15 protein-coding genes and 1 pseudogene are annotated in these 17,249 nt (G+C 34.9%); 6 read left to right on the top strand and 10 right to left on the bottom strand.

Annotation, left to right across the window (positions count from 1 at the left end; translation table 11 throughout):
• Window positions 1–140 precede the first annotated feature (140 nt).
• From AC3B5D_RS01980 to AC3B5D_RS01945, 8 genes and pseudogenes are all read right to left on the bottom strand, one after another.
• On the bottom strand, window positions 141–1,880 hold the full coding sequence (locus tag AC3B5D_RS01980) for a hypothetical protein (RefSeq protein WP_489839772.1): 1,740 nt from the start codon (window positions 1,878–1,880) through the stop codon (window positions 141–143).
• Between the two features lie 93 nt (window positions 1,881–1,973).
• Window positions 1,974–3,119, bottom strand: coding sequence for a CDP-glycerol glycerophosphotransferase family protein (locus AC3B5D_RS01975; RefSeq protein ID WP_489839773.1), 1,146 nt, complete (start codon window positions 3,117–3,119; stop codon window positions 1,974–1,976).
• Window positions 3,120–3,206: 87 nt separating this feature from the next.
• Window positions 3,207–4,691 carry a hypothetical protein gene (locus AC3B5D_RS01970; protein WP_489839774.1) on the bottom strand — a complete coding sequence of 495 codons (1,485 nt, stop codon included), beginning with the start codon at window positions 4,689–4,691 and terminating at the stop codon, window positions 3,207–3,209.
• Between the two features lie 274 nt (window positions 4,692–4,965).
• The gene (locus AC3B5D_RS01965) at window positions 4,966–5,301 is read right to left on the bottom strand and encodes a hypothetical protein (protein ID WP_489839775.1); all 336 of its coding nucleotides are present in this window, start codon (window positions 5,299–5,301) and stop codon (window positions 4,966–4,968) included.
• Window positions 5,302–5,498: 197 nt separating this feature from the next.
• Window positions 5,499–6,965 (bottom strand): annotated as a pseudogene (locus tag AC3B5D_RS01960) (glycoside hydrolase family 1 protein).
• 23 nt (window positions 6,966–6,988) lie between these two features.
• Window positions 6,989–8,917 carry a beta-glucoside-specific PTS transporter subunit IIABC gene (locus AC3B5D_RS01955; RefSeq protein ID WP_489839776.1) on the bottom strand — a complete coding sequence of 643 codons (1,929 nt, stop codon included), beginning with the start codon at window positions 8,915–8,917 and terminating at the stop codon, window positions 6,989–6,991.
• Between the two features lie 136 nt (window positions 8,918–9,053).
• On the bottom strand, window positions 9,054–9,908 hold the full coding sequence (locus tag AC3B5D_RS01950; protein ID WP_489839777.1) for a PRD domain-containing protein: 855 nt from the start codon (window positions 9,906–9,908) through the stop codon (window positions 9,054–9,056).
• Window positions 9,909–10,176: 268 nt separating this feature from the next.
• Window positions 10,177–10,962 carry an alpha/beta hydrolase gene (locus AC3B5D_RS01945; RefSeq protein ID WP_489839778.1) on the bottom strand — a complete coding sequence of 262 codons (786 nt, stop codon included), beginning with the start codon at window positions 10,960–10,962 and terminating at the stop codon, window positions 10,177–10,179.
• 293 nt (window positions 10,963–11,255) lie between these two features.
• On the opposite strand from AC3B5D_RS01945, the gene AC3B5D_RS01940 reads away from it, so the two are divergent.
• The 6 genes from AC3B5D_RS01940 to AC3B5D_RS01915 all read left to right on the top strand — a co-directional run bounded on the left by AC3B5D_RS01940 (window position 11,256) and on the right by AC3B5D_RS01915 (window position 13,443).
• A complete protein-coding gene (locus AC3B5D_RS01940; protein WP_489839779.1) occupies window positions 11,256–11,453 on the top strand; it encodes a transposase in 198 nt (65 codons plus the stop codon).
• 68 nt (window positions 11,454–11,521) lie between these two features.
• Window positions 11,522–11,785: a transposase gene (locus tag AC3B5D_RS01935; RefSeq protein ID WP_489878293.1), complete on the top strand. Its 264-nt coding sequence runs from the start codon at window positions 11,522–11,524 to the stop codon at window positions 11,783–11,785.
• 256 nt (window positions 11,786–12,041) lie between these two features.
• Window positions 12,042–12,587 (top strand): helix-turn-helix domain-containing protein, encoded by a 546-nt coding sequence (locus AC3B5D_RS01930; protein ID WP_489839780.1) that lies wholly within the window; start codon window positions 12,042–12,044, stop codon window positions 12,585–12,587.
• 133 nt (window positions 12,588–12,720) lie between these two features.
• A complete protein-coding gene (locus AC3B5D_RS01925) occupies window positions 12,721–12,840 on the top strand; it encodes an IS3 family transposase (RefSeq protein ID WP_489840596.1) in 120 nt (39 codons plus the stop codon).
• Between the two features lie 69 nt (window positions 12,841–12,909).
• Window positions 12,910–13,089, top strand: coding sequence for a hypothetical protein (locus tag AC3B5D_RS01920; protein ID WP_489839781.1), 180 nt, complete (start codon window positions 12,910–12,912; stop codon window positions 13,087–13,089).
• Window positions 13,090–13,113: 24 nt separating this feature from the next.
• Window positions 13,114–13,443, top strand: coding sequence for an IS3 family transposase (locus tag AC3B5D_RS01915; protein ID WP_489839782.1), 330 nt, complete (start codon window positions 13,114–13,116; stop codon window positions 13,441–13,443).
• Window positions 13,444–13,535: 92 nt separating this feature from the next.
• Here AC3B5D_RS01915 and AC3B5D_RS01910 read toward each other — a convergent pair whose 3' ends face one another.
• Together AC3B5D_RS01910 and AC3B5D_RS01905 are read right to left on the bottom strand one after the other, a co-directional pair.
• Window positions 13,536–14,969: an ATP-dependent nuclease gene (locus AC3B5D_RS01910; RefSeq protein ID WP_489839783.1), complete on the bottom strand. Its 1,434-nt coding sequence runs from the start codon at window positions 14,967–14,969 to the stop codon at window positions 13,536–13,538.
• Window positions 14,970–15,722: 753 nt separating this feature from the next.
• Window positions 15,723–17,249, bottom strand: a complete 1,527-nt coding sequence (locus AC3B5D_RS01905; protein ID WP_489839784.1) for an XcbB/CpsF family capsular polysaccharide biosynthesis protein — start codon at window positions 17,247–17,249, stop codon at window positions 15,723–15,725.

Genomic DNA, 17,249 nt, shown 5'->3' with positions numbered 1-17,249 from the left:
AAAACCGTCAGAACCTGTTTAAAATAAAACATCTTAAACTTACCTCATATTGTATGATTACACTTCTCAAGTGCTTGATAATCTTACTATATTTAATAAGTTAAAAATGAATGGTTATTTATCAAAGCCAAAAAAATTGGTCAGTATCTGCGTCGACAACTAACAAAATGATACAAGCTTAATATAATTGCTGTCGCAATGCTAATACACCAAGCAACGACAGTCGTTACTGGCGTCTTAGCATAAACCGTTATCACCTTAAGGCGTTGATTACCTGACTTGATTTGCAATTGCTGGTTGTGATTGATGCGATAAGCATAATGCTTATTATTTTGATCAGTAATATCATATCGTAAACTATCATAACCAACCATTGGTAATGTCGTTAATTGGTTCGTTTTTAAACTGCCTTTATATTGCATACCATTAGGTAATGACGTTGCAGCGGTTTTAACTGGTTTACCATCTTGAACAATTTTTTTATTCTGCAAATTCTTATTAAAAGTAACATTTTCAGGCATATAATCAAACGCCCCATATGTCACCCAATACCCCATTATGTTAGAAAAATCATTATTTTTTATTTTAAAGTTGGCCATTGGCGTATAACTAACTGGTTGCTTCGCCGTTGATCGTTGACTTGTCCGGACTGCAGAAGCATTGACACGGTCAACAAAGCCATATTTCACGTTAAGGACGGCAAATCCAAATGAAAACAGCATGAGCATTATATAGATACTTTGCCGTAAACGATTTGAAGGGACAACATTTTTAATTGCGAAGACAGCTGCTAAACTTAACAAAAAAATTGCAATAATGAAAACACGATGTGGGAATTGAATCACACCTAATTTCGTACCATACAGGTATTGCCAAATATAGTGCATTCCGCTAAAAGTAACCAAGATTCCAATCAGGGTTGCTACCTTTGTGAAGTGATCTTGTTTACGCCACGTAAACAACACCCCAAAAATTGCTAAGAAAGCAATCACACCAATCGTATCTGTCTTGAACCGTGCGTCAGGCTGGATAGCAAATGTTGCTTTTAAAAACTCATGAATATCTGGTGCTGACCAAATACTCAATTCTGTTGCTGCGGGTGTGACAAGATGATTTCCTAGCATAGCAACAATAAATGGTAAGAGAAATACTAATGACAGTAACACCGCAATGACACCAGCGACAAACAAATTTATGAAAACATTTAAACGATTTTTCTTAAATACTAATAAATAAACAACATATAATAAGGCATAACCTAGAACAATCGCAAACGACAAGACGTGTGACAAGACGATTAGTGTAAACCCAATGGCTAATAAATTAATTGTTTTCTTATCAAGTTTAACTGTTGTATCGGTCGTTGTTTTCGATAGTCGAACCAACCCCAAGACGATCAGTGGCATAAATGACATTGCCCAGACTTCTCCAAACAGCCATTGCTGAATAACTTGTGATAATGTTGGCACAGCCACAGTGTAAATAAACGCCATGGTTGTACTTTCAAAACTAGCCATCCCCAATTCTTTACCAACCCACTTTGCAATACTAAACTGCGTCATCAGTTGTAACCACATCAACACATACATTGCCGTTACTGGTGGAAAAATAAACTGTAAAACAGCCCCAATATATACTGGTAAAGAAGGATACATTGTTGGCACAATACTGCCGATTTGATTAGCCGAATATGTCGAAATAACCGGTATCAAGTTACCATTCTTTAAATGCTGATAAAATTCATAAATTCGATTAGCATGAAATTGTAGATCCGCACCTGAATATAAGAATCCAAATCGGCAAACATAACCTAGAATTAAAGCAAAAGCTAATCCAGGTATCAAATAATGGCTGATCTTTTTGACTACGCCAGCGTTCATAACAAACTCCTTAATGATATTTTTATGTATATGTTCACTTATCTAAATGACACTCGTAATTTTAGCTTGCGATATAAAGCCTTTATTATTGTATCATGACAAGTGCATCAAAATATTTTTTAATGCCAACGCTGCATCTTTTCCTGCATGTGGGTTATATGTATTGCTAATATTTGCTAATACATCGTAATCATAATGATCAGTACGTAGTAGATCCATCAATTCTGTTTCAGAATAAGCAACTGGTAGATTTAAATCTTTTTTAGCATCTAAATAAATACCGCGACGAACACAATATTCATTCACATCCGGTTGAAAAATATAAATTTTCTTACCATAAATTGCAAAATCAAAAAAGACACTTGAAAAATCTGTAATTAATGTATCTGCAACAATGAATAATTTATATAACGAATATTTATCTGCTGTAATAATGCGCCCTTGTTTGACTCCCTCAGAAAAATAATGACCACGATAAACAACCGTGTATGTCTGTGATAATTTTTCTAACGTTGCCGACGTCAGATTTGTTTGCTCTTTTGGCTGATATCCTCGAAATGTCGGAACATACAATAAAATAGGTTTATCTGATTTAATACCCAATTGATATTTAATGCGAGCTGGTGTCATATTTTTCTGATAGCGTGTCACAATATTTTTACGTAACTGCCCCTGCTCTACAAAACGCTTCGTTTTTGGAAAGACGTCCTTAAACTTTTCTAAGTCATAATCACTGTAGGTAAACATAAAATCAAATTGCACATGATCATACCAATACTGTACTAAACGTGATAGTCCAATTTCAGCATGACCTAACGTTTTTAGCGGAATACCATGCCAAAATTGAATATAAATATGTCTTTTGTGGTGAAATGGAATTAAACGATCAATACTAGAATTTGCAATCCAATATTTTGATTTCAGTAAATGATAAAAAAATAATGGTGAATTCGCTGATATTTTCCGTCCTAATTCTGGCTGAACAAAAATTTTGGGCTTATTAAATGCCCATACCAGATCATATTCTGCAAAATCAGGATCTTCACGAAGCATATTGTACGCTTCTTTTGGAGTGTCTGAATATTGACGACCACTATATGATATAAATAAAATTTGTTTTTCATTTGGTCTAATGAATAATTGTAATACCTTTATAAAGGCACCTACACTTGCCAGATACATCATACCAAAAAAGCCTGAATTTTTTATACGATTTTTTATTTTTTGTGTTCGTCCCATAGTATTACCCTTTACCCCTAAACAAGATATTCCAAGTATAACAAAAATATGGCATTCATATTTTGCAATTATCTGACAATTAGCCGTTTATTGCATTTCGTGCATGATTTCTGCGCCACGATTAACGATTAGGTATGATTTCCCATGTTCGTCCCAAAATTGTGACTCGAATTCTCTCGTGCCCTGTTTCTTTGTGGCATAAACACCACTTTTAATATCCGATGATTGTAAATTGTCACTAATCCACTTCGTAGCAGGTATCGCATAATAAGCACCATCAGTCAAATAAAATAGTTGATCCGTTTGTTGATTGACAGATAAAAATTGCCCAAAATAACCTGGCTTTTGGCGAATAATTGTTTGCGATGCCCTCATTCTTAACTGACCATGCCTAATATTCCCATGGTATAACATGACATCTCCCACTTGGATATTTTTTGCAGTCAATGAATGTTTCGTTTGCTTAGAAATCATTGCAACCATGGCAACATTACCATCTGCATCAATACTCAAATTTTGTTCACCATGAAATGATTGCTTGTTTTTAATATCTCTAAATATAAATTTATGTTGATCAGTAGGATACAATGTATCTAGCCGTACGCGAATCAATTGCTGTTGCCTTGAGTGCCGTGCTAAAGCCACAAGCCATATATGATGATCTTGCGCATTATATGCAATCGCTTGTCCATGTCCCATATAAAACTCTGGTCCAATTTTGACGCTTTGTATTAATTGTTCATCATGATTTGTAGCAAAATAATGATTATTAATTCTACTTTCTAATTGACGTAAATCATCGTCACTGCTTGATTGCCAAACATGTAACGCCTTTAATTTTTGAATATCGTAGCGGACGATCCGACCATAACTCTTATGTTGTTGCGATTCATACATGACATACAAATAATGACCATGCATGACACTTCCTTGTGGTAACTGCCAATTGACTAATCTTGTTGAAATAGTGGGCAAAAGCAACGCTGTTTGGTAACCAGCAATTGGATCAACAGATTGTTTATTCGCCCGAATAACTGATAATTTATTTTTTGCTGATATGTACGTCGGTTTTTTTAGATAAGACAAACCTGTTTTGGGCGCTTGGACAACGCGATATTTTTTTAATGCCACACGACTATTTTGAAAAACATTTGACCAATTAGCCATCTTAATTTTTAATGATGGTTTACCCAATACTTGCCATTTTGCGAGTGTCATCGAGACAGCTTTCGCCATCACCTGCCCAGATTTATTCTGTAACTGTATCGTTATTTGATCGTGCTTGTTTAACTTTCGACTAAGCGTTGCCGTAAATGATTGATTCAAAACAATCACTTTTTTTAATAATTGTTCTTGTTTACTCTTTATTACTAGCGTATATGCCGTTGTGCGATCTATTTGTGAATCCAAAATCGCCCCTTTAACTTGGTTACTACCAACTTGCAATTGTACATTTTGCTTTAAATTAATATGATCTAATGCATTTGTTTGTCCATGAACAATAGGCATTGGCACATCAACACTCAATGTACAGACAAAAATTAGAATGAATGCATACTTTAAAAATTTCATATCTTGTTGCCATCACCTCACAAATAATGCTAATAAATATCTTTCTCATTTTATCACACTCTATCACGAGCATTACTAATGACGCTTCATAACAAAAATGGGAATGTTACAATCGGCTTCAGTCTTTTGGAAAACATTTAAAGACGCTAATCTACCAATCAAAATTGATAGATTAGCGCCTTTTTCAGCTGATCATAACGACTGATGTCTCAGCCCCTCTTTCAAATCATTTCATTGTCTCATCATGATTAGTCAAATTTGCACAGACCTTTTATCAAATATCTTTTCGAATCACGGCCTTTTTCACAGCCTTTTTAGTGACTTGAAATGGTGAATAATCTGCACGATCAAGCATCATCAGCGTATAGGTCATACGATCAACATCACAAACAAAATAGTTAACACCAGGTTCCAATGCCCTGTCCCGTGAGATTTGGATTTTCTTACTAACTGTAAAAACATCATTTATCACCAACTGTTTTGTCTGTTGCCGATGAATAAGATTTCTGCCAACAATACCCAATAACCATAAAACACTCCCCCAATAACAAGAATGCTTCATTTTTTTAGGCTGCTTAACAATTGTTGCCTTTTGTTTATTTTGTTTCATTAAAAATAGCCCCCAATTAACTAATTTTAGTATATCATAAAACAACCTTGCAGCTGTTCGCCATATATAAAAAGGCACTATTTATATAGTAGGAACTTATTCATATCTCATTTTAATAAGCCACGATATTAGCACAAAAAACGGCTCATGAAGCCAGTGACTCACGAACCGTTCAACATTATTTAAAAAACAATCAACTAATCAAGCTGCGCACCATTTGTCGCAATAACTTGCTTGTACCAATAGAATGAATCTTTTGGCATCCGATCTAGCGTACCATGTCCTGCATCATCTTGATCAACATAGACAAAACCATAGCGCTTTGACATCTCTGAAGTGCCTGCACTAATTAAGTCGATTGGTCCCCATGTTGTGTACCCCATCAAATCAACGCCATCTTTAACAGCTTCTTTCATTTGCATGATGTGTTGACGCAGGTAATCAATACGATAATCATCATGAATGTGTCCATCTGCAGCAATCTCATCTTGTGCTCCTAGACCATTCTCAACAACAAACAATGGAACATGGTAACGACTCCAGAATTCGTTTAATGTAATTCGCAAACCAACAGGATCAATTTGCCAACCCCAGTCACTTGATGCCAAATAAGGATTCTTGCCTCCAAATGTTAAGTTACCACTTGTCTTTTCAAAATCTGTATCAGCTGAAGCAACCATTGACATATAATAACTAAATGATAGGTAATCGACAGTTCCTTCACGCAACAAGTCTTCATCACCAGCAGCCATATCAATCACGACATGATGCTCAGCAAAATAGCGATTCATAAATTCGGGATACTCACCACGCACTTGCACGTCAGTAAAGAACAAATTCATTTCATCTTGCTTTTGGGTTTCTAAAACATCTGCTGGATTTGGTGTATTGGGATAGTTTTGCATGCGAGCTAACATGCAACCAATTTGTGCATCAGGGTCAATTTCATGAATTTGTTTTACAGCGATGGCACTTGCGACAAATTGATGATGTAAAGCTTGATAATGTAATTATATTTTTTCATCTTCAGTTAAGCCATCTTCTAACGCACCCGTTGCGTTAAAGCCCCAAGTACCCGCATTAATTTCATTAAACGTCATCCAATACTTTACCTTATGTTGATAACGCTTGAACACAGTTTCTGTATACTTTGTAAATGCAGCAATTGTTTGTCGGCTGGCCCACCCATTTTGCTTCATCGTTAATGCAATGGGCATTTCATAATGTGATAATGTGACCACCGGTTCAATACCATACTTGGCACATTCGTCGAAAACACGATCATAAAAAGCTAGCCCAGCTTCATTAGGTTCGGCATCGTCACCATTTGGGAAAATTCGGCCCCAGGCAATCGACATTCGAAAAGCTTTAAAGCCCATTTCTGCCATTAACTTAATATCTTCTTGATAACGATGATAAAAGTCATTCCCCCGACGCTTTGGATAATGCGTATCAGAAGGATCAGCAATGGCTTCCGCTAATAATTCCTTAGTCACTTCATTCATCGCCATTGAGTTACGACGATCCTCAGCTTTTTTAACAACTTCTGCTGTGGTAATCCCCTTACCATCGACATTAAAGGCACCCTCAATTTGGTTGGCAGCAGTTGCACCGCCCCACAAAAAACCATCTTTAAATCCTGTTGGAACATTCTTTGAATACATTTTATTTCTCCTCGCTTAATCAATTAAACTTCTAATGACAATAATGGCGTTTGTTCGGTTACTGAACCCGCTACCAAAACATTAACCGCCTGATAATCCGTTGAATTTGTAACAATGATAGGTGTGGTTATCTCGTAACCTTTTTCCTGAATAAATGCCATATCAAAGTTAACTAACACGTCACCAGCTTGCACGTGTTGTCCTTTTTCAACATGAATCTGGAAACCTTGACCATCAAGTGCAACAGTATCCATCCCAATATGGATCAGTACCTCAGCACCATCAGTTGTCCTCATACCAACAGCATGACCTGTCGGAAAGACCAACATGATTTCACCATCTGCTGGTGCAACAACTTCACCCTTTGCTGGTTGGATTGCCACACCTTGTCCCATTGAACCTGAAGCAAAAACTTCATCTTTTATATCTTGCAAAGGTACAACGTCACCAGTTAATGGTGCTAGTAACGTTGTCGTCACCTTTTTGGTTGACACTGCTTGTTCTGATGCAGTGGTCGTATCATTTTCCGTTGTCACTTCTTCAGCATCGACACTTTGCTTACCAAACAGTAGTTGTAATAGAAAACCAAGGATCGTTGCAACAATCATGGCAATGATCAAGCCCCAAACAGACATGTTCATGCCACCTTTTCCAATCGCACCAGGAATTGAAAAAATGCCCATGCCAGCCATCATAAACAACTTGGTCCCAAACCAACCAATCATACCGCCACCAATACCTGAAGCAATACAACTCAGAATAAATGGTCGCTTACGTGGCAACGTCAATCCATAAATCGCAGGTTCAGTTACCCCGAAAATACCTGATACAAATGCTGGAATAGCAATGGCACGTGTTTTGGCACTCTTAGTCTGCATAATCATGGCACCCACAACACCAGTTTGTGCAAATGAGGCCGCTAATGATAGTGCTACCAAAGGATCAAAACCTGTTGCAGCAATATTGGCCATCATGACAGCCACAAAGCCCCAGTGAACACCAAAAATAACAAACACTTGCCAGAAAGCACCCATCAATACACCCGCTACGACGGGACTGAAGTTATAAATTGCGACAACTAATGCAGAAATACCATTACTTAACCAAGTTGCCACTGGTCCAATAATCAAAAATGTGACTGGCACTGTTACTAATAAGATTGCTAGTGGTACTAAGAAGGTCTTAACAACCGTTGGAATATAGCGTTTAGCAACTTTTTGTACCTTAGAAGCAAACCAACATGCCAAAATAATTGGAATCACTGATGATGTATAATTCATCATAATAACTGGTAATTTTAAAAAAGTGATATGCACTGGTGATGCCAAAAATGAGCCAGAAAATAGTGTATACAATGTTGTTTTACTATTCATAATCCCAACAATATCGGGATACACCAAGGCTGCCCCAATCAAGGCACCAATATATTCATCCACTTTAAACTTTTTAGCTGCTGAAATACCTAACATCACTGGTAAGAAATAGAAAAAGCCATCACCAATTGCATACAATATACGATAGGTTCCTGAACTAGTACTTAACCAGCCTAAAGCAGCAAATAAAGCATCAAACCCTTTGATCATTCCAGCCGCGCAAAGCGGACCAAGAATTGGATTGAAAATACCAGAAATTAAATCAATAAAGCGATCCATCACGCTCATATCGCTGGTTTCTTCATCATCATCGGGGACTGTACCGCCATCGGCAAAGCCCCCTTCTTTAATTAACGTCTCATAAACATCGGCCACATGATTACCAATCACGACTTGATATTGACCGCCTGATTTAACGACTGTAATCACGCCGTCTAAATGCTTCATTTTTTCATCAGCTGCTTTTGATTCATCTTTCAACTTAAAACGCAACCGTGTGGTACAGTGTACAACACTTTGTACATTTTCCTTACCACCAATATCTGCAATGATATTCTTACTTAATTCCTCGTATGCCATTGAAATATCCTCATTTTTTCAATAAAAAATGCTCAAAGTTACCAAAAAACACAACAAGTCAACGCTTGCTTTGTTTTTTAATATCTTTGAGCTAATGCCTATCACTAGTAACACGCTATAAAATATTAAATATGATTTAGCTTGGCGTACTTTGTTGACGATGTGTGACTCGCCAAATATGTAACGTCAAATATAGTTTATCATCTGGTGTTAACTGCCAGTTTTCAGTCTTATCAAGATACTTACCGATTTTTTCAACCGTTGCGTAAGCATCCGCATATTTTGCTTGCATTAGTTTCAATAAAGCTGGATCTAATGCATCACCCTCATCAGTGATTTGTCTCATATGTCGAATAATAAATAACCGTAAATGAGTCACAAAGCGATCAAAATTAAATGAATCCTGATCTAGTTGCATACCAAACTGGTATTGTACAATATCAACGATCGCACCAATTATTTTTGTAATCCGCATGGTATCTTGCAAATCCGTATTATCAGTTTCCGTATTCAACAAATGATAGGTTAGGTAAACAGCTTCATCACTGCCAAACGTTAACCCAGTTCGTTTCTCCATCAATTGCGTTACTTCTTTTGCGATTTGATATTGTTGCGGAAATAACTTGCGCACCTCCCAGTCTGATGTGCCATTTGTCATATCAATACCTTTATGCGCACGTTGTAAAGCAAAATCAATGTGATCAATTAATATTAAATAACCGTAATCATTAAAGGTTGTCCCCTGTCGTGCTTCAACAAGATGCACAACTTCTTTTGTCAACGTTAACGTTTCAGATGATACATTGGCAATGCCATCCAATAACGACTCTGTTTTATCAGCAGCAACAAAACGATGCGTCACCTTTGATTCATCAATCTCATCACCAACTTTTTTACCAAAACCAACACCATTACCAACAACAACCCATTCAACATCAAATTCACCAGTTACTAAGGCCGCGTTATTATTAAAATTTTTAATAAACTTCATTGCTACTTCACGGTCTCCATATTTATTGTCGTGTTATTGTTAATAACGCTATAAATGAAAATAACCCACAATTTACCTGTATAATTGGCCACCTTATACAAGTAAGTTATGGGTTTATACCTAATCGAATTAGTAACACACTCATCTATACATAAGAGTATAAATTGTCATGTAAGCGTTGTCAACGCTTTTATCAAAGCTTATCAATGTATCCCGTTAAACAGTGATAACATCGGCTTGGTTAGCGAATAGCACGGTTGGTTTGCTATTAAGATAATCTTTCTTCTTGTACATAATTGATTGGCAACCACTCTAACACACGTTCAATTTGTTTGTCCCAGTAATACCATTCATGCCTCCCTGGCGCAGTCTCATACGTGATATCATAAGATAATTTTTGCAACGTTGCCACAGCAGTGTCATTAAGTTGTTTAAACGAGTCTTGTTCACCAATCCAAGCATATAATTTGGGATGATTTTGACATTGGGCTGCTAAATTCAAAATATCATTTCCCGAACCAACGAAATTATTTAAGTCACCAAAGATTCCTTGCCAATACGCTTGATTACCTAAGCTTGCAAGTTCATTTGTTTGACCAATCAATGCACCAGAAAGTGACGCTGCATAACTAAATTTATCTGTCGCAAAAGCCATTTTAAAGGCACCATACCCACCCATAGATAAACCAACGACGAAATTTTTTGATCTTTTTGTTGATAACTGTGGGAAAAATTGCGCAACTTTTTCAGGTAATTCATGTGCAAGTGCATCAAAATATCTTAGGCCGTATGTTGTATTTGTATACCATGCTAAATCCGTTGAAGGCATAACCACTGCAAGTGGCGTTTGTCTAATCAATCTTTCAATACTCGTTCTTCGTTGCCAAGTAGATTGGTCACCTGACATACCATGTAATAAATAAAGGACTGGTATATCCTGTAATGTTTTAGCTGTCCAAGTTGGATTGTGATCAGATAATTCAGGTAAAATCACATTCATGGTCCGATCCATCCCAAGAACTTGTGAGTAATAAGCCACTTCTAAATGTGCCATTGTGTATCCCCCTGTTGTGTATTGCATTATGCCATCATATTGTTATACTTACTAATTAATCTTATCGACTTTTTTGTCATCTCTGAAATGACTATCTTTCGCATGCTCGATTATAGTTAATCATACTCTAAAAAATACCATTATCAGTATTTAATTCGTCCAAAGGTAAGTTAATCTGTTTTCTTATGACCGGTTAGTATGGATTATTTACTTGAAGTTTCGTTTTTGACAAAATGTATTAATTTTGATCTCAAAAAAATCCATCTAATTATGCCCTCTCTAATTGGAAACATGTGCAATTTATTATTACAGACATGAACGCAAACTATCAAACACCTTTACAGATAATATTTCCCAATGCGCAGTTGATTATTGATCGTTTCCACATTATTCAACTAGCTTTAAAAGCTGTTCAAACTACGCGTATTAATTTACAACGTAGCTTGCCCAATCATAAAAGTCGCCTTTATAAACTGTTAAAAGCAAACTGACATTTCTTTATTACAGACAAAAAGCGTTTGAACTTTCAACAAGCACGTTGGTTTAGAGAAATTAATGAATTTATGTACCCACAAGATGCTTTGCAATTGGTCCTCGACAGTTCTCCCGATTTCACTATGAAGTTTATCAAGCTGTTTTAAATTCACAACGTCATCGGGCGTTTGATGATTTTCAGTCAATTTTAGAAAACTATCAATTCAACCATTCCACAATGGACTCGGTTATTACTAGCTATAAAAAGAATTTAAAAGGCATTAAAAACGCCTTCCTAAACAACTACTCAAATGGTCGTATGGAAAGCATCAATCGTCGTATTAAATAAATTAATCGTACAGCGTATGGTTTTCATAGTTTTAAAAATATGCTTGAAGAATTCGCTTTGAACTACTTAATCATCATGCATTACAAAACACTTTTAACGGTTTCTTAATAAACAAAAAGCTCTTAAATCCAATGTAATGAAAATCAAATTCATGAGCAGTTTTCACAAACTCAATAAGACAATTTTACAATTTTCACGCTATGAAATGCCCCATAATTATTAGACATAAAAATCTAACGATTATGCGGTATTTTTTATGACTAAATATTCAACTGATTTTAAAATTAATGCTGTGCAGCGTTACTTTGAGGAAAACCTTTCATTAAATGCACTTGCAGCAGAACTACAAATGCCGGACGAGACTATACTTAAAAGATGGGTAATTACTGCACAGAAACAAGGTATTTGCGCATTAGCAGTTAAGCATCATAAAAGTAGTTATAACTTAGAATTCAAGTTAAAAGTGGTAGAATACTATCAAACTCATGATATGGAAATTAGTAAGGTTGCCGCTGTTTTTAACATATCAGATTCACAGGTCTATAGTTGGGATAGCGCTTTTAAACTAGGCGGGTTAGCTACATTAATTCCTCGTCAAAAAGGCAGGTCTAGCTTAATGAAAAAGAAACCAGTCAAGTCTACACAGCAGTCAACACTGCCACTAAGTGAAAAACAAGCTTATGAAGAAGAAATATTACGTTTAAAAGCACAATTATTTCGAACAGAATTGGGACGAGATATATTAAAAAATTGCCACCCCGGTCGGATCTCTCTCAAACAAAGCCAAAACACTAGCAGTTGATTCTGTTCGGGGAGATCGTAAGAATAGATGCACAGTTAATGATTTAATAACATTTTTTAATTTGAAACGTGCGAATTATTATGATGAAAGAAAACGATTATTAAAGGCTGACAAGTATTTACAAATTAAAAGTATGATTCAAAATATTTTTTCATCTAGTCATGAAACCTACGGATATCGACGTATTTATTGCCAGCTTTTAAATCAAGGAATTAAAATTTTCGCTAATGCTGTACTGAAATTGATGCATTAACTGGGGATAAAAAAACATATATATCATTGGCATACTAGTTCATATAGTTCATACAAGGGAAACATTGGTATGAAAGCACCTAATTTGTTAAAACAAACTTTTAATGCCACTCAGCGTTATACAGTCATTCATACGGATGTGACCCAAGTGCGGTTGACCAACCAACATTGGGCTTGTATTTCAGCAATGACAGATGAAGCAACCAAGGAAGTGTTGGCATTACAGATTAGTGCGCACCCAAATAAGTAATTAATTATAAAAACGATTGACCAATTGTGTGTTCATTTACCAACTGGTACAAAGACAATTATTCATTCTGATCAAGGCTGGCATTATCAACAGAAAGTTTATCAAACAAAGCTAAAGACTATGCACTTTATTCCCAGCATGTCACGTAAAGGAAATTGTTTGGACAATGCGCCCATTGAAACCTTTTTTAATCTGTTAAAACATGAAAGTCTTAACCAACAACATATTAAAAATATTGCAGAATTGCGCGTTATTGTCGATAAATATGTTCATTGGTTTAACCATAGGCGTATTTCATTGAAAACAAAAGGCCTGTCTTCGGTTGCATATCAGAAACAGGTCTTAGGTAATTAAAATTTATTTAAATGTCTAACTTTTTTGTGGCACTTCACTATTTGCAATTGAGCCTCTTTTATTATGAATTTTTTTCTTAACTACTTTTAAAATCACTCAATAATTGTATCTAATTTAGCTATGTTTAATTCATCATAAAGATTCATCAGCAAATTGATTGAGTCTTCTAAATTTTTATCCTTCCAAACATTTTTCCCGTCATCCAGCGTTTCAGGATGATCAATTTCATTCCTCACCAGATATGGTAAAGTTACCTCTTTTTCATGTTTCCATATACCATTAATACGAGGTGTAAACGCGTAAGTTTCCATTCCCCGTCCCCGAAGAAATAAATCAAATTCTGCAAGTGTAGGATTATTAGTTCCTTCAAAAATCTGCTCAATCCAATAGATGTAAATTTTTGTAAACAAGTCTTGATGTAAATCAACCGTAGGTACACCAAAAGCACGATAAGTAATTTCTCCTATGGTTGGTGACGGTAGCACAAGATCAGCCATCTTTGATGCCCTACTTCGAGGATTATCTGCCAAAATTTCTACGATATCTGATTCAGGCCGAAAATTTCTCAATATGTAAGGCGAGTGGGTCGTCACAAATATTTGATTCGTCGCAGAAAGACGTTGAAGCGCTTTCATTAATTTATCTTGTGCCGTGGGATGCATATATAGTTCTGGCTCGTCCACCAAAAAAGGCATTTCATCCGCCTCAGAATAAGCAAACATATCCGCATATACTTGAATAATTGCTAAAGCCAAAGCTCTTTGCAAACCGTTTCCTTTTTCATCCGCTGGTGTCTCTACCCCATTTTGCTCTTTTATATTAATAAGACCATTTTTAATTAAATCCGTGGCATTTGGCACTTCAAATTTAAATGAAATTTCTGCTTCGCCAAATTGCTCTTTAATTTTACGATTAATTTGATCTCTCAAGGACGTTGTCATATCTTCCAAACTACCTTGTCCACCTTCAAATGCATCTGCATGTGCTAAAACAAATTCTGCCCATTTTGGCCCCTCTAAAAACTTTTCAGCGACCTTATTCAATAATTTTCCTGTTATTCCGGTTGTTCCAAATTTTTGGACTGAATCATTACTTAAATCAGCATAAATAGGTTCCGGATCAAATAAAGCCGTGATTGTATTCCCAGCACCTGTCACATTAATAAATTCTGAATTTTCAGATGAAGAATTCAAAACAAGCACCTTTTTAGGATCAATATTTGTTTTCCGAAAAGTTAAAGTTCCATTGCTACTAACAAAGTTAGCATACTTAATGGCTTTTTGAGGAATTTTATCAGCCTGAACATCACATAATTCTGCTTCAACAGCTACAGAGGTACCCTGAACTATATTATTCAAATAGCCCGCAATACTCTCACCAGAAAACAAAACGTGAATCGCATCAAAAATAGTTGTTTTCCCTGAATTGTTATCACCAACAAAATAATTAACCTTGTCAGAAAACTCAAAAGTTTGCTCGCCAAGGTAACCTTTAAAATTAGTAAGCGGCAATTTTTTTATATACATATTAGTTTTCCCTTTTTAATCACAATTACTACCCATAATACTCAAATTATAAAATAACCCCCTTCAGCTTAAGTCTTCTTAATCTTCTCACTTTATACTTTTCATGTCACTATATTCATTAATATGTATACCGCCAATTATTCATTGACAGCAATAAATCGTCCCAATGTAGCACTAGAAACCAATCGCATCTCTCCAATCTCATCATCCCACTTAACTACTAGCAATAATACATCCAACAAATAGTTAAAGTGTAATTGCTCAGCTCAGGTAATGTCAATCCGCAACTTGATCAGCACCCGATAGGCTTTTAATGCCATTATTATTTTGACGATTTACAAATCTTATTCACCTATAATTCCAACTCGTCGTCACAGTACATTTCATTAAATGTTGATAGTATTTAAACCATCTTCATATTCTTCGCATTACATTTCACAGTTTCTGACATTCACATGTTCCGTATTTGTTAGATCAAAACATTGATATCGCATATGTTTCAAAAAGTGTTGATCACGTCAACACACCCATGACGTTAACACAATATGCTCATTTACTCCATGAAAAGTCTATTGAGTCCGAAAAAGTGACTCTAGATGTTCTAAAGACTACTCCGACAAAAAATACAAGACAAATAAAAACAATCTAAGATTAGTTCTAATGTTAATATGTTTGACCAATAACCGTTTTCACAAACTTAATGAGACAATTTCACAATTTTCACGCTATTTGAAATTAAACCTATTTTTTAGATTAATTACCATTTACCCAATTTTTTAAACTTTCATTGGTAACATATCCCATTAACAGACCATTCAAAAGACTATATTGTAATGGCACAGATAGACCTGCTACCTGACCGTGTTCTATTTTTTCACTTCTTTTTAAGTTGTACAAATAGGTAGTTGAATCTCTTATCTTTGAAAGAGGAAGAAAAGTTTTACTAACACTTTCATCATCAATAATTACTTTAGGATAGAGTTGATGTTTTTCTTCTAGAAAGAAATTTAAGTTATCTGACCACAAATCATTGTAATCATGCCAATTTTCATTATTCCAGAAAAGTTTAATATCTAGAGGTGGCGCAACTGAAATTACAGGTAAATCCATTTTCTTTCCATAATACAGGCTTGCATGTCCTCCTCGGCTCACTCCAAAAAGCACAACATTTTCATCCAAAACGTCATATTTATCTTGATAAAATCTAATCAACTTTTGAACATTGTTTTCAAAATTAGGATTATTATCAGTATTATGATACCACGATCCTAGAAATGCATTAACATCGGCAATTCTTATAATTAGTGTATCTGGAACAATACTCTTATCCAAATGTGGATGTAAGTAACTTGGAGAAAAAATTTCACTCCCATTAGGATCAAAATGCCAATTTAACCCATAAAAATAAAAAATTATTTTACTTATACCATTATTATTTTTATTTTTTTTAGGATATTCAAGAATATGATATACATTATTTACTATAGAATAGTTTGGGCGATAAAACTTAGTACGCCGTACAAAACGTGCTGTTTTCCCGTACCGACCATCCAGTATAAAATCTTGCAACATTATTCTTTTTAAAAAATTTGTTTTTTCTTCATTTTTTCTACTATATAAGTCAATGTCCTTCACTAATAAAATATCTGATGTAAAAATTTGATCGTTAATGTTTGGAAAATTTAAAATCGAAATTATCGGAATACAATCATAACCCCGTAAATTCAAATATAGATTTGTTAATTTTTGTAAATAAAAATTTTCATTATAGTTAAATTCTTTTTTTGCTTTTTTATTATTAAACTCAATACCAGATATTTCGTTATCATAGGTCATAACACTAAAATTAAAACTTGATTTTACAAAATCATCAATAACACTTAATTTTTTATTTCTATTCCAAGCATATGAACTATAATCACTAATAAAACTATCTATTGGATGTACATTATCATAATCCCAAACATTATCTATTAATGTTTTATCTCCATACTTAATTTGATTATAGATAATTTTAGCATTAGCAAACTGATCTTCCAATTTTTGTAATGAATTTATAAGTTTTGGTTTAAGAATTTCTGTAGAAGTTTCATTTGCTTCTAAAACTAAATCAAAAACTATTACATCGAACTTATTATTTTTATACTTTGTAAAATTTAAATCAGTGATTTTATCGTTTTCTAAAGTCACCGAAAATAAATTTTTATTAAAGTAAGGGTTAATTTCCTCATCAAAAATATAAGAGGAAGCTTCTGTTCCAATTATTAATACATTTAACAT

This window comes from Weissella sp. ESL1177, from assembly GCF_058107185.1.
Note: the sequence above shows the minus strand (reverse complement) of the source record. Positions and strands in the feature narration are given on the sequence as shown.

Coding starts and splice junctions, on each gene's coding strand:
- AC3B5D_RS01970 (WP_489839774.1), bottom strand. CDS start 4,691: ATGAAATTTTTAAAGTATGCATTCATTCTAATTTTTGTCTGTACATTG.
- AC3B5D_RS01930 (WP_489839780.1), top strand. CDS start 12,042: ATGACTAAATATTCAACTGATTTTAAAATTAATGCTGTGCAGCGTTAC.
- AC3B5D_RS01965 (WP_489839775.1), bottom strand. CDS start 5,301: ATGAAACAAAATAAACAAAAGGCAACAATTGTTAAGCAGCCTAAAAAA.
- AC3B5D_RS01925 (WP_489840596.1), top strand. CDS start 12,721: ATGATTCAAAATATTTTTTCATCTAGTCATGAAACCTACGGATATCGA.
- AC3B5D_RS01975 (WP_489839773.1), bottom strand. CDS start 3,119: ATGGGACGAACACAAAAAATAAAAAATCGTATAAAAAATTCAGGCTTT.
- AC3B5D_RS01955 (WP_489839776.1), bottom strand. CDS start 8,917: ATGGCATACGAGGAATTAAGTAAGAATATCATTGCAGATATTGGTGGT.
- AC3B5D_RS01905 (WP_489839784.1), bottom strand. CDS start 17,249: ATGTTAAATGTATTAATAATTGGAACAGAAGCTTCCTCTTATATTTTT.
- AC3B5D_RS01945 (WP_489839778.1), bottom strand. CDS start 10,962: ATGGCACATTTAGAAGTGGCTTATTACTCACAAGTTCTTGGGATGGAT.
- AC3B5D_RS01950 (WP_489839777.1), bottom strand. CDS start 9,908: ATGAAGTTTATTAAAAATTTTAATAATAACGCGGCCTTAGTAACTGGT.
- AC3B5D_RS01920 (WP_489839781.1), top strand. CDS start 12,910: ATGAAAGCACCTAATTTGTTAAAACAAACTTTTAATGCCACTCAGCGT.
- AC3B5D_RS01980 (WP_489839772.1), bottom strand. CDS start 1,880: ATGAACGCTGGCGTAGTCAAAAAGATCAGCCATTATTTGATACCTGGA.
- AC3B5D_RS01910 (WP_489839783.1), bottom strand. CDS start 14,969: ATGTATATAAAAAAATTGCCGCTTACTAATTTTAAAGGTTACCTTGGC.